Here is a 12916-nt window from a genome sequence, read left to right as displayed (position 1 = left end):
TCGATCGTCAGGCCGGCTCGCGGAGCGGAAGGCCCGCAGCGCGATAGATCGCATCGACGACGGTCATGTTCTCGATCGCGTCTTGTGGCGTCGTCGTCACCGGCTCGCCGCGCAGCACCGCCGCGGCGAAAGCGTCGAGCTGATACGCGAACGGGCTGCGCGCCGGGAAGCGCTCCACCCGATTGCCGTCCGCGGATCGGATCGAGAGCCGACGAAAGGGCGCCACCGGGCTGAGCACCCGCATGTGGCCGCGCTCGCCAATCACCTTGGCGCTCAACTGCAGTAGGTTCGATGACCACAGCGCGCAGCGGACCCGGCCGGTGTGCCCGCCGGCGAACCGCAACTGGGCCGTCATGGCCCGGTCCACCCGAGGATCGCGCAGTTTCGCCTGCGCCGAAACGACTTCCGGAGTCGAACCGCCGAACGTGCGAATCATGTTGACCGCAATGCATCCGAGATCCATTGTCGCCCCGCCCGCAAGGGAGTAGTCGTAACGGATGTCGGAGAACTTCGGCAGCAGCATGCACAACGCCACTTCCACCCGCTCCAGCTTGCCCAGCTCGCCGGAGGCGATGATCTCCTGCGCACGCAAGGTCAAGGGCAGATGGCGATAATAGAATCCCTCCATCGCGATCCGCTCAGCCTTCGCGGCCAGTTCGGCGATTTCGCGGGCCTCGGGGGCGTTGGCGGCAAACGGCTTTTCGCACAGCACGTGCTTGCCGGCGGCGAGCGCGGCCCGGGTCCATCTGCCGTGCAACCCGTTCGGCAGGGCGATGTACACGGCGTCCAGTTCCGGGTCGGCGATCAGCGCCTCGTAGCTGTCGTGCACCCGGTCGATGCCATGCTTGGCGGCAAAGGCTTGCGCGCGGGCCACTTCGCGCGACGCCACCGCGGCCACCTCGACCTCGGTGTTGTCCTTCGCCGGGTTGACGACCGCGGCCGGTGCGACGCGGGCCGTGCCCAGAATGCCGATCCGCAGCGGCGCCCCGTGTCCAGACACGGGACACCACGATAGTTCAGTTCACCCGCTTGCCATAGTCGTCGACGATGAACCGGCACGCCCGGACCGTGAGGGCCATGATCGTCAGCACGGGACTCTGGAATCCGGGCGAGACAAAGCATGCGCCGTCGGTCACGAACACGTTGTCGGCATCCCAACACTGGCAATAGGAGTTCAGCACCGAATCCTGCGGCGTGTCACCCATGCGCGCACCGCCGGTCTCGTGAATGGTTTCCCCCGGCCACAAGGCGCCGTAGTCGGTGAGGAACAGCGATCGAACCCATCGCGCGGGCAGGTTCCAGCGACCGAATTCGACATCCTTGCCGGCCGGCAGGCCACCGGCGGCCGCGATCTCGGGAAGCGTCCGCCTCATGTGCGCAACCATGTTGACGTCGCTTTGCGAATGACGGCACTCGATTCTGGCCACCGGGATGCCCCACGCGTCCTTGACTTTTGGGTCGAGCGACACGTGGTTGTCGTATCGGGGCTGCATCTCGCCATACGTGCACATGATCCACACCGGCGCGCCGCGGCCGATCGCGATCTGGATGCCGTAGCCGCCCGGAAAGTTCTGCGATTCCCGCTCGCAGAAGCTGGGAATGTAAAGACCCGTTCCGGCGAAGTCGAACCCATCCTCGTTGAAAGCGGGCTCGACATCTGCCTTGGGCACCGGGCCGGTCAGCGTGTAGGAAAGGTGGTCGCACAGATAGCGACCCAGCTGACCCGACGATCCGCCCACCCCCGACGGATGCCGCGCCGATCGCGAGTTCAACAGGATCCGCACGCTCTCGATCGCCGACGCACACAACACCACGACCCGCCCCCGAACGGCCCGCCCGGTGCCCGTCAACCGCTCGACGTACTCGACACCGGTCGCCTTCCCCGACCGCTCGTCGACCAGCAGCCGACTCACCACGGCATCCGTCCGGATCTCGAGGCGACCGGTCGCCAGCGCGAGCCTGACCGGAAGCGGAACCCTGTCGTGGTCGTACTTGGTCTTCCTGCTGTACGTCACCCGGACGTCGGGCCGTCGCTTCTCGACATTGGCCCGAAACGCCTCTTCGATCCCGGTCGTTTTCGACGGCCCGAGGAACCGGCCGTCCGGACAGTTGGCAATGCCCGCGGGCTCGCCGTAGACGCCCAGCGTCTGCTCCACGACGTCGTAATACGGCGCCAGGTCGGCATAGGCCAACGGCCAATCCAGGCCGTCGCCCCGCACGCTGGCGGCTTTGAGCTCGTGATCCGACATGCGCAGTGCATGTCTCCACCACGTGTGCAGGCGACCGCCGAGTTGGCGGCCCCGAATCCACAAGAACCTGTCGCCCGGCGTCGTCGTATACGGATTCTCCTTGTCACTGACGTAAAACTGCTTGGTGGTCTTGGAAAACGACGAGCACCGCGCCTGAACCTGCTGGCCCCCGATTGCCGATTTGACCCGCCCCACAGGCCCCATCGCGCCCACCTTCGCGTCGGCGGGAAAATCACGGGCGATGTCCAGGTCGCGGCCGGCCTCGAGCAGCACCACCCTCAGCCCGCCTTCGGTCAGCTCCTTGACCGCCCACGAACCGGCGGCTCCCGAGCCCACCACGATGGCGTCATACATGGATTCACTTCCGCCCATAGGTGCCGTACCTCGTTTCACGCGTGCTCATCCCATCCGCCATTGCCGAAAACGCCCACCTGCGACGATCGATCATTTGCCGGCGGCGGGAGCGGAAAACGTCAACCTTTCTGTGGCAACCGATGGTAACGTCGGCATTCGCTCAGAGGGCGCGAAGCTTTGGGTCATCATCCGGGGAGAGAACTCGATTTTGGTTGACGGCGAGCTGGATCCGCGCGAGGCGGAACGCGTCATGTGGGACGTGATCGTGGTGGGCACCGGCATGGGTGGCGGGATGCTGGGCTATTCACTGGCCAAGTCGGGCCGCAGCGTGCTGTTCGTCGAAAAGGGACGCTCGACACTGCCCGGGGTGCCGGGAACCATTCGCTCTGCGATACCGGAGGTGGTCGAGCCGCAGGCGTGTCTTTCCGCGGAGACCTACTACGAGGTGTTGGCCCGGGCCGGGCGCAGCACCGACGAGGTCGAAGACATCAGCGGGCGCTCCACCCGGCGGTATCTGCCGATGATCGGCAGCGGGACCGGAGGGTCGTCGGCGCTTTATGGCATGGTCTGCGAGCGGTTTTTCGTCCGCGATTTCACTCCCCGGCAGAATTTCCGTAAGCCCGGCGATTCCACCGTGCCGGAAGCCTGGCCCGTCACCTACGACCAGATGCGGCCCTGGTACGCCGCGGCCGAGAAGCTGCTGGGGGTGCGCGGCCAGCCCGATCCGCTGCGACCCGAGGCCGCCGAGGTCGACCTGCCCGCGCCACCGCCGTTTTCCGCAGTCAACCAGCCAATGGTCGACTACCTGACGGGTCGCGGATTGCATCCCTACCACCTGCCGATGGCCTGTGACTACACCGACGGCTGTACCACCTGCCAGAGCTATCTGTGCCACCTGTCGTGCAAAAACGACTCCGCCCGAAATTGCCTGGTGCCGGCCATCACCGAGCACGGCGCCAAGCTGCTCACCGAATGTCGGGTGGTGCGCCTGGAGGCGGATGCCTCTGCGGTCCGGCAGGTGATCTGCGCGCATCGCTCCGGGATGCTGGCACTCAAGGCCAAGGTGGTGGTGCTGGCCGCCGGGGCGCTGATCACCCCGGTGCTGCTGCTTAATTCCCGCTCCGGCGATTGGCCCAACGGATTGGCCAACGGCTCAGACATGGTGGGGCGCAACCTGATGCGTCACCTGGTCGATTTCATCGAGGTCTGGCCGCATCGCGGCTCCAAGATCACCGCCGAAAACAAGCAGATCGGGCTGAACGATTTCTATTTCTGGGAGGGGCAGAAGTACGGCACCGTGCAATCCGGTGGCGCGATGCCGCCCATCCAGGCGCTGACCAATCACCCCGGCTGGCAGTTCAAGGCGCTGCGCCTGATGAGCCCGGCGGCGCGCCCGATCTACGAGCGGTTCTTCAGCGGCGGCCTGGTGCTGGCGGCGATGCTGGAAGACCTGCCCTATCTGGACAACCGGGTGCTGCCGTCCGATTCGCCGAGCCCGGACGGCCGCCAGCGGCTGCGGCTCCAGTACCACCTTCACCCCGGTGAGATCGAGCGCCGCAAGGTATTTATGCGGATGTTCAAAGAGACGTTCAAGCCGTTTCGCAGGATCACCCTGCGCGGCGCCACCAGCAACGAGGCGCTGGCTCACGTCTGCGGCACGTGCCGTTTCGGTGACGATCCCAAGACCAGCGCGCTGGACCCGAACAACCGGGCGCACGAAGTGGAGAACCTCTACGTCGTCGACGGCTCGTTCTTTCCCACCAGCACCGGTTTGAATCCGAGTTTGACGATCGCGGCCAACGCCTTGCGGGTGGCCGCCCACATGAATCAGGCGCATTTCACCAACTGACAAGCTGCGGTGAATACCCGTGGTGCCGATCAGCCAACACGCCGCGAGCGGGCAAAGTTTTCCAGGAGATCGGCTGCGGCCGCAACGCTTTCGGCGGGTTTGGTCATCCGGGTGGCGAGCTCGCGGGCCCGGGTCACATATTGCGGAGCGAGGATGGTGCGCAGGTCCGCGACCAACGATTCTGTGGTCGTGCTCGAAAGGCGCCGTCCGGAGCCAACTTTCAGCCGTTTGACCACGGCCGCCCAGCGCGGCTGATCGCCCAGCATCCATAGGATCAACGTGGGGACTCCGGCGCGCAGGCCCGCCGCCGTGGTGCCCGCGCCACCGTGGTGCACGACCGCGCGGCAGGCCGGAAAGATCGCCGAGTGGTTCACCGCGCCCACCACCTTGACGTGCTCGAAACTGGGGACGTCGCTGAAGTCGGTCCAGCCCGCGCACACCAACGCGCGCACGCCGAGCTCCGCACAGGCGGCGGCCACCATGGCGATCGTGTCGGTAGCGGATTCGACCGGCATGCTGCCAAAACCGAAGTAAATAGGCGGTGTTCCCGCCGCGATCCACGACAGCACCTCCTCGTCGGCCTCGGCGGGCAACTCCATCGTGAGCGCGCCGACGAAGCGCCGCTGGCCATTCGAATCGGCCCATTCGGCCGCCAGCTCGGGAAAGCAAACCTGTTCATAGGCCTGGATTTCCAGCGATCCGCGCCCGATGATCCGCCACGGCCAGGGACCGGTGGCCTTCGGCAGGCCCAGTTGACGGCGCTGTGCGTCCTCGACCTTCTTCCAAAGGCGCCAAACCACCCACTCGACCGCCGTTCCTGCCGAGCGGCGCAATCCCCGGCCGTTGGCCCGTGAGGGGAAGGTGTGCAATGTGGCCAATGCAATGTCGTGGCGCTCGGCGACGTTGGCGGCGGGCCCCTCAAAAGCCAGGCCGGTGACGAGGACGTCGGCCCCCTCCGCCAGCGGCGTCAGCGTCGTGCTGACCTCCTGCCAGCACTGGGCGAACAGCCTCCAAGCCTCGCGGCCCGACCTGATCAGCTCGTTGACCTTCCAGAAGTGGCGGGACAAAGACGTCTCGAAATCGCGTTGCCCGCGGATCCACAGCGAAGTGTCGAGCCCGTAGGCGACCGCCGGAAGCCCCGCCGATTCGGCGAATCCAACGAGGTCGGGCGCGACGGCCACGCGCACGTCGTGCCCTCTGCGCAGCAGCTCACGGCCGACCGCAGCGCACGGCTCGACATCGCCACGGCTTCCATAGCTTGCCAGCACAAACCTCATCGCGGATCTCTAGCCTCTGACTTCCCGTGCGCGTTGTGCGAAATGAGTGCGGGAGCCCGGTCCCCTCAGCCGCCCGGCAGTTTAACCCACCACAGCCGGCAGTACTGCGATCCAGGAGTTTCGGCCATGCGGCGCCAGCGGTTTGGGACGGCGGCCAACCTCGTGACATTGCCGTCTGTCGCGCGCAACGACAGATCGAGGCAATGTTTGGCGGGTCTTGCCGCGACGAGGTTAAATCGCACCATGGGCGACCTCAGCGAGGACGAAGTTCACGGTGCCGGCCCCGGCCAGCGTTTGGCGACACCGGAGTCGGGCACGTCAAAGCCTGGCGATGCGCTGTTGTCTCGCGTGTTTCGCCGCGTCTTCACGCCGGACCCGTCGGTCTACTGGGTTCGCAGGGTGATGGACCGTGAAACGCGGAAACTGGTGCAGGGCGTCGAGCCGCACCAACGAGATGCGCTGGAGCTTTCCGGGGATTACTGGGGCCGCGTCGAGCAGTTCAAGTCCTACCGCTCGGTTCACTATCCCGAATTCGACGTTTGCGCGTCCGCCCTGGACGAGCAGTTCGACCTGATCTTCGCGGAGCAGGTGTTCGAGCACCTGCTGTGGCCCTACCGCGCCGGAAAGCATGTGTATCAAATGCTCCGCCCCGGCGGCTACTTCCTGATGACCACGCCCTTCCTGATCCGCATCCACGGGGTCCCGGTTGACTGTTCGCGCTGGACCGAAACCGGCATCCGATACTTCCTGGCCGAGTGCGGGTTCGATCTGGACCGGATCACGACCGGCTCCTGGGGAAACATCGCCTGCGTGCGCGCGAACTTTTGGCGCTGGGCTCGGTATCGGCGCTTTTGGCATTCCCTGCACAACGAACCCAACTTTCCCGTCTCGGTGTGGGCGTTTGCGCAGAAGTGAGGTTTTCGCACCGCACCTGCGTACCGCGCTGATTTTCTTACGTGGCGCGGAAGAGGTAATACGACTTGGGGGAAACCCCGTATTTTTGCACCTCCGGGTTCCCGTATTTCGGCTCGGTATGAGCCAGCCGGTAACCATGCTGGGCCAATAGCGGACTGAAATCCGTACCGTCGATCATCCGTACGGCCTTTTCGCCCTCTATGCTCATGTTGGGAACGATAAAAAGGTGCTCGATCTTCAGCTCGGCGCATCGGGAGACCCAGTAGTCGACGGCGTCCACCGAGATTTCGGAGAAGCTATGCACATTGACCGCGAGGTCGATCGTTCCGGGAACGAGGGCTTGCTGGTCGTCGAACGGGACGATACGAGTGTGCGTGGCACCCTTTTTCGCCAGATAGTACTCGGAGAGAAAGGTCGACTCCGGGATGGCGTCGGTGCAGAAATACGTATCGATGTTGCTCAGCCCGGTAACGGCGCGGTAGGCAAGCCTGCCGTATCCCGCGCCGATGTCCAGCACCTTCAATCCAGGCCGCTGCGAGATCTGCAGCGTCCGTTCCAGGAAGAGCAACTCTGAGACCGAATCCAGAAGGTCCCGGCTGACGAGTCTCTTGTTTCCGTCCCTATCCGTGTCGCCGGTCGGGAATGTAAATACTCCGTAGTCGCCGTCTTCGGTGAACGCATCCAGCAGCCCAAGCGTGTCGATGGTTTTCAAATAAAAGTAGGTCAGAACATATTTTTCCGGCGTATTCCTGTCCCTGAACTGGAAGACGTAGGCGTTGTCACCCCGGAAATAGAGCAGATCGTCCGCCGCGACGTAGCCGGCACGCCAGACCGGCGATCTGCGGATGACGTCCTGAACTCCCGCATAGCGCTGGCGCAGAGCCTCCAGCTTGGGATTCGTCGTGCAGAGGGCCGCGCGGTCATCGGGACCGACACCCTCGCCCGAATGGCCCTTCCGGCTGCGACGAAACGACTCGACGCGCTCCTTGGCGCCGTTGATCGGCCGGCGCGCCTGAAACGAGATCAGCCACCGCAGCGCCTCGGCGCGCTGCTGAAACGAGATGTTCTCCCTCACCATGCTCCCATCACCACTGTGTCTTCAGCCGTATCATTGCGTCCTACCAGAGCGCTGGCCAGTTCGGGGCCGCTAACTTTTGCGATGCTGTAGGGCTGTTAACCGTGGATTCCCCTGGCCGCGTGCGAGTCGGTCGTGCGCGGGGCCTCCTCGGAGCGATCCGGCAAGGGACCTGGCCCCGGGAGGGATATCGGGTAATCGATAAATGCCGTTTTTTTCTTCAGAATGATTTGCTGATAATTAACACTCAGGAAGCTGTACTCCCGTTTGTGGTACTTCAAAAACGAATTAATCGCCCACCAGGGATTGGCTCGGGCGCGTGGGTAAAAAGGCCCGACAAAGTCGTCGAAGATCAGCACTCCGCCCTGCTTCAACAGGCGCCACGCGGTGATCCCATCCATTAAAATGTCATCGGCAAAGTGCGATCCATCAACATAAATCACATCAAATTTCTGCTGCTCGCTCAGCAGTTGTGGCAACACGTTCAGCGAGGACCCCCTGAGCTTTGTCAGCCGCGTTGCGCACGGAGCAATGTTGGCATCGAAGCGGGCCTCCAGGTCTCGCCCTTCCGATATCGCGTCGTACTGGTATCCCTCAGTGTCGCCGGCCCAGGTGTCAACGGCGGTTAGGTGCCCTTGCGTAAAGTAAGTGAGGAAAAACAGGCTGGAGCGCCCCTCCCACGATCCGATTTCAAGGATGCGTACGGGCTTCTTACGACTAAATATTTTCGAAAATGTCGCACACCATGGAACGATATTCATGTCGAGCCAGAGGTCTTTGAACTGGCCATGGGCCGCACGTGCCTCAAACTCCGCGCGAACCTCAGCCACGTGCCTCGCCGCGCCGGACGGAACCCCATGTTTGACCAGAAGATAACGCAAATTGTCTATAAAATAATGCCATAGCAGAAAAGGATGAGCGGCCCCGAGCCGCACCATGAACGCGGCGTAAAAGGTCAGCAAGCGAATTGTAGTTTTGGTTGGCAGTCGGTACGTGTTTCCCGCGGTTTCGTTTGACAAGGTCGACGCAATCTTTTCTCACGGCTGGAATTGAACATGGAACTTATACCACTTCAGCAGCGGCTTGCTGATCAGCGTCTTCAGATGCTAGCAGGGCGGCCCGCTCGTGCGGGACGTTCTCCCCGAACCCTTCGCAGTCCGCCGGTTCCGCCCGCCGAACCGAAGCGCACGGTCGCTGCCCGGGGCGACGCGCCACGGCCCCCCAGGGGACCCGCCCCTTCCCCGGTGACCGAGAAGCTGATTGGTCCGTTTCCGGTTAACACTTCTTAAGGTTGCTGTAGCGTGGCCTTCCGTGCCGGCTCTGACGTTGGAGCCCTAGCACAACTCTCACCAGCCGATACCGCAACCGGAATGAGCGACCCGTATGCCCGTCAAACCGACCACGCGAGGCCGTATGAGCGAAGACGTCCCGATTTCGCCGACGTCCGCCCGGTTTATCGCCTCGGTTCTGGCAATTGGCGGCATGGGGCTGATGGGGGCGATGGATGGTTCCATCGGCGTCGTTGCGCTTCCGAAGATCCAAAACGAGCTGGGCTTTTCCAGTGCCACGCTGAGCTGGGTGGTCACCGGCTACATATTGACCTATGGCGGCTTGATGCTGCTCGGAGGCCGACTGGGTGACGCCATCGGGCGCAAGCGTGCCTTCGTCCTCGGTGTCGCGGTGTTCACCATCGCCTCGGCGATGTGCGGCATCGCCTGGGACGCGGGCAGCCTCGTTGTTGCCCGGCTCCTGCAGGGCGCGGCCGCCGCGGTCACCTTGCCGACCGGTTTCGCGCTGGTGGCGACCACGTTCCCGAAGGGGCCGGTGCGCAACGCCGCGGTGGCGGCGCTGGGCGTGATGGGCGCCATCAGCGCGGTGACCGGCCTGGCGGTGGGCGGGGCGCTCATCCAGGTGTCGTGGCGGCTGGTGTTCGCGGTGAACGTACCGATCGGGGTGCTGGTGTTCTGCCTGGCCGTCACCGCGCTGCGGGAGACCCAGAAGGAGCGGATGAAGCTCGATGCCGCCGGCGCGGCGCTGGCCACGTTGATGTGTACCGCCGCGGTTTTCGGGTTCTCGATGACACCGGAGAACGGGTGGGCGTCGGTCCCGACGATCGGGTCGATCGTGGTGGCGCTGGGAGCTTTCGTGGCGTTCGTCGTGGTGGAGCGCACGGCGGAGAACCCCATCGTGCCGTTCGATTTGTTCTTCGACCGCAACCGGCTGGCCACGTTCGCGGCCATCTTCCTGGCCGGCGGGGTGCTGTTCACCCTGACGGTCGTGGTCAGCCTGTACGTGCAAAACGTCATGGGCTACAGCGGCCTGCGCGTGGGGGTCACCTTCGTCCCGTTCGCCATTGCTGCGGCCGTCGGGGCGGTCGTGTCGGCGCGGCTGGCGACGCGGTTCGCCCCGCGGGTGCTGGTGCTCGCCGGCGGCCTGCCGGTGCTGTGCGCGGTGCTGTACGGCACGACGCTGCACCGCGGCATGCCGTACTTCCCGAATCTGGTGGTGCCGCTCATCATCGGCGCTGTTGGTATCGGCATGGTCAACGTCCCGCTGTCGCTGTCGGTGATCGCCAGCGTCGGTGTCGACCGGATCGGGCCGACAACCGCGATCGCCATGATGCTGCAGAGCTTGGGCGGGCCGATAATCCTAGGCTTCATTCAGGTAGTCATCATTTCGCGCACGCACGCCTTGGGCGGCACCTACGGGCCGGCGAAGTCCATGAACCCCGCCCAGTTGCATGCGCTGGACCAGGGTTACCACTTCGGGATGCTGTGGCTGGCCGGGGTGGCCGTCGCCTTCGGTGTGGCGGCGCTGTTCATCGGCTACACCGTGCAGCAAGTGGCGCAGGCGCAGGAACGCAAGAAAGCGTTCGACGCCGGGGAAATGGAGCCCTGATACCCACTTTCCCGGTCCGTCCGCAACACCAGCGACGTGGACGGTACGTAACATCATCGCCATGCACCAACCCGTCCCGATTTCCAGAAGCGCGTTCGCGCGACCACTTTGGTGCAGCACGTGGGTTCGCGACGCCTCGGACTCAGACGCCGACGCGCTTGGTGTGCAGAGAACGTCACCCGAATACGCCATGTTGCGCCATCTCCCCATCGCCTGGAGGCTGCGACGATGAGTCCATCGCTCGCGTTCAAGTTGCTCTTTAGGCGCTTCTTCTGCCTAAAGCTCGCGAGCCTCTGCCCGTTTACGTCCGGGCGAATATTCCTTTACCGCCTCATGGGCATTCGAATCGGTGCTGACGTCTACATGGGTTTCGATATCGAGCTCGAGACGAATTATCCGCAGCTCGTGAGCATCGGCGATCACGTCACGATCTCCCATCGCTGCATCATCACCGCCCACATGGGCAGCCCATCGGACACACCCGTGAAACGCTCCTATCCGCTGAGCTCGAAGCCGGTCGTCATCGAAGACGGGGCGTGGATTTGCACCGGCGCGATCATCCTGCCCGGAGTCACGGTCGGCAAAAACGCGGTGGTCGCGGCGGGAGCGGTGGTGTCTCGGGACGTCCCGGCCGACACCATGGTCGCGGGCAATCCCGCACGGCATATCAAGCGCCTCGACGCTGCTCTCCCCGAGGACGGACAATGACGGCGGTCGCCATCGTCGGTTCCGGTCACACCGCTATCGCCGTCGCGAAGGTGCTCGTGCGGCGTGGCGTTCGCCCCATCATCCTCGACGTGGGAGAAACGCTCGACGCCGATCGACAAGCAATCGTGACGCGGATGAGTGCGCAGCAGAAGAACCAGTGGAGCGCCGAGGATCTGGCCGTGGTCACGCACAACCCCACCGTTTCGCAAAAGAAGGTGCTGCGACTCGCGTTCGGGTCGGAATACCCGTATGCCGGCACGAGGGCGAACGCGCCGCTCGACGTGGCCGAGGATGGCCCGAGCCCCTCGATGGCGCGCGGTGGCTACAGCACGATTTGGGGCGCCGCGATGCTGCCCGCCGCATCGTGCGATCTGCAGGCCTGGCCCTTCCCCGCGCGCGAACTCGATCCGTACTACGAGCTCGTCCTGCGAGACTTGCCGTTTTCCGCGACGAAGGACGCGCTGGCCCGCGAGTTTCCCCTGTATCGAGACGACGCTCAGCCGCTCGCCCCGTCCCCCATCGTCGAATCTTTTCTGCGGACACTCGATCGCTCGCGGTTCTTCCGAGGCCGCACCGATGTGGCCTACGGGCAAGCGCGTCTCGCTGTGCGCGCCACCGACGGTCCAGACGGTGCCGGGTGCGTCTATTGCGGGCGTTGCCTCTCGGGGTGTGTCTATGGATCGATCTACTCGGCCGAACAAGACCTTCAGAAGATGATTCGAGCCGGTGAGGTCGACTACCGATCGGGCCGAACGGTGATCGAATTTTCGGAGCGCGGCAACGAAGTAGAAGTCCTCTGCGAGACCGGCGGAGGCCCGGAACGTGTCGTTGTGAATCGACTATTCGTGGCCGCCGGGGCGCTCAACTCGACGCGCCTCGTGCTCGAGTCGAAACGACTCTATGACCGTCCGGTGGTACTGAAGACGACGCAGGGTTTCATCGTCCCAATGGTCAACGTTCGAGGCGCGCCGTTCGAATGGCCAAACGCCAACACCCTTTCGGGGGCCTTCTTCGAGTTCAAACAACCTTCCATTTCAGACACCTGGATTCATTCGCAGATCAGCCCGGCCAACGAGCTCATCCTGGCGAAGCTGGGTTACCAAGCCGATAACGGACTTTTCGACAGCGCCCGCAACCTCGCGCTCCGGCGCCTCCTCATCGCGCTCTGTAATTTTCACTCGGACCTCACCGGCTCCTATCTGCTGCGGCTGAGCCCGGGAGCCGCGGACAAGCGAAGCGTTCTTTCGGTGACTACACAGCCTTCGACGCAGTTCGCGAAGGTCATGAAAAAGGGTTCGCGTCGCTTCACGCGGCTCCTGTCGAGGGTTGGCGTCTTTCCCGTCACCCCGTTCATGTACGGCGACCCGCTAAAACCGTTCGGCTGGCACTTCGGCGGTACGCTGCCCATGACGAAGGCTCCCAGCGACGAGATGCACACCGACCTACTTGGCCGCCCGAAGGGATGGCAGCAAATCCACGTCGTCGATAGCAGCGTCTTTTCTTCCGTGCCAGCAACGACGGTTGCCTTGCTCGCGATGGCAAACGCGTCTCGAATCGCCCAATCGGCTCCACTCGAAAACTGAGGCCCCCC

Annotated in this window: 10 protein-coding genes; 5 read left to right on the top strand and 5 right to left on the bottom strand. The window is 64.0% G+C overall.

Going from position 1 to position 12916, the window contains the following annotated elements; genetic code table 11:
* Positions 1-7: 7 nt before the first annotated feature.
* Both AC5Y6X_RS09440 and AC5Y6X_RS09435 read right to left on the bottom strand, forming a co-directional pair.
* The gene (locus tag AC5Y6X_RS09440) at positions 8-1000 is read right to left on the bottom strand and encodes a Gfo/Idh/MocA family protein (protein ID WP_499986068.1); all 993 of its coding nucleotides are present in this window, start codon (positions 998-1000) and stop codon (positions 8-10) included.
* A 16-nt stretch (positions 1001-1016) separates the two neighbouring features.
* Positions 1017-2603 carry a GMC oxidoreductase gene (locus tag AC5Y6X_RS09435; protein WP_499986066.1) on the bottom strand — a complete coding sequence of 529 codons (1587 nt, stop codon included), beginning with the start codon at positions 2601-2603 and terminating at the stop codon, positions 1017-1019.
* Positions 2604-2811: 208 nt separating this feature from the next.
* On the opposite strand from AC5Y6X_RS09435, the gene AC5Y6X_RS09430 reads away from it, so the two are divergent.
* Complete coding sequence (locus tag AC5Y6X_RS09430) at positions 2812-4452, top strand: GMC oxidoreductase (protein WP_499986064.1); 1641 nt, start codon at positions 2812-2814, stop codon at positions 4450-4452.
* Between the two features lie 29 nt (positions 4453-4481).
* Here AC5Y6X_RS09430 and AC5Y6X_RS09425 read toward each other — a convergent pair whose 3' ends face one another.
* The gene (locus tag AC5Y6X_RS09425) at positions 4482-5729 is read right to left on the bottom strand and encodes a glycosyltransferase (protein ID WP_499986063.1); all 1248 of its coding nucleotides are present in this window, start codon (positions 5727-5729) and stop codon (positions 4482-4484) included.
* Positions 5730-5855: 126 nt separating this feature from the next.
* Here AC5Y6X_RS09425 and AC5Y6X_RS09420 point away from each other — a divergent pair, with 126 nt between their 5' ends.
* Positions 5856-6644 (top strand): class I SAM-dependent methyltransferase, encoded by a 789-nt coding sequence (locus AC5Y6X_RS09420; protein WP_499986061.1) that lies wholly within the window; start codon positions 5856-5858, stop codon positions 6642-6644.
* Positions 6645-6681: 37 nt separating this feature from the next.
* On the opposite strand, the gene AC5Y6X_RS09415 is transcribed toward AC5Y6X_RS09420, so the two are convergent.
* Together AC5Y6X_RS09415 and AC5Y6X_RS09410 are read right to left on the bottom strand one after the other, a co-directional pair.
* A complete protein-coding gene (locus tag AC5Y6X_RS09415; protein ID WP_499986059.1) occupies positions 6682-7719 on the bottom strand; it encodes a putative sugar O-methyltransferase in 1038 nt (345 codons plus the stop codon).
* 98 nt (positions 7720-7817) lie between these two features.
* The gene (locus tag AC5Y6X_RS09410; protein WP_499986057.1) at positions 7818-8681 is read right to left on the bottom strand and encodes a class I SAM-dependent methyltransferase; all 864 of its coding nucleotides are present in this window, start codon (positions 8679-8681) and stop codon (positions 7818-7820) included.
* Positions 8682-9102: 421 nt separating this feature from the next.
* Here AC5Y6X_RS09410 and AC5Y6X_RS09405 point away from each other — a divergent pair, with 421 nt between their 5' ends.
* From AC5Y6X_RS09405 to AC5Y6X_RS09395, 3 genes are all read left to right on the top strand, one after another.
* Positions 9103-10617 carry an MFS transporter gene (locus tag AC5Y6X_RS09405; protein ID WP_499986056.1) on the top strand — a complete coding sequence of 505 codons (1515 nt, stop codon included), beginning with the start codon at positions 9103-9105 and terminating at the stop codon, positions 10615-10617.
* 228 nt (positions 10618-10845) lie between these two features.
* Positions 10846-11325, top strand: a complete 480-nt coding sequence (locus AC5Y6X_RS09400; RefSeq protein ID WP_499986055.1) for an acyltransferase — start codon at positions 10846-10848, stop codon at positions 11323-11325.
* The gene (locus AC5Y6X_RS09395) at positions 11322-12908 is read left to right on the top strand and encodes a hypothetical protein (RefSeq protein ID WP_499986053.1); all 1587 of its coding nucleotides are present in this window, start codon (positions 11322-11324) and stop codon (positions 12906-12908) included. The genes AC5Y6X_RS09400 and AC5Y6X_RS09395 overlap by 4 nt, the downstream gene beginning before the upstream one ends.
* The last annotated feature ends 8 nt before the right edge of the window (positions 12909-12916 follow it).

The organism is Mycobacterium sp. NGS26, assembly GCF_059813025.1.
This window is presented reverse-complemented; position numbering and strand designations above follow the sequence as displayed.

Coding starts and splice junctions, on each gene's coding strand:
- AC5Y6X_RS09435 (WP_499986066.1), bottom strand. CDS start 2,603: ATGTATGACGCCATCGTGGTGGGCTCGGGAGCCGCCGGTTCGTGGGCG.
- AC5Y6X_RS09425 (WP_499986063.1), bottom strand. CDS start 5,729: ATGAGGTTTGTGCTGGCAAGCTATGGAAGCCGTGGCGATGTCGAGCCG.
- AC5Y6X_RS09420 (WP_499986061.1), top strand. CDS start 5,856: ATGCGGCGCCAGCGGTTTGGGACGGCGGCCAACCTCGTGACATTGCCG.
- AC5Y6X_RS09405 (WP_499986056.1), top strand. CDS start 9,103: ATGCCCGTCAAACCGACCACGCGAGGCCGTATGAGCGAAGACGTCCCG.
- AC5Y6X_RS09400 (WP_499986055.1), top strand. CDS start 10,846: ATGAGTCCATCGCTCGCGTTCAAGTTGCTCTTTAGGCGCTTCTTCTGC.
- AC5Y6X_RS09395 (WP_499986053.1), top strand. CDS start 11,322: ATGACGGCGGTCGCCATCGTCGGTTCCGGTCACACCGCTATCGCCGTC.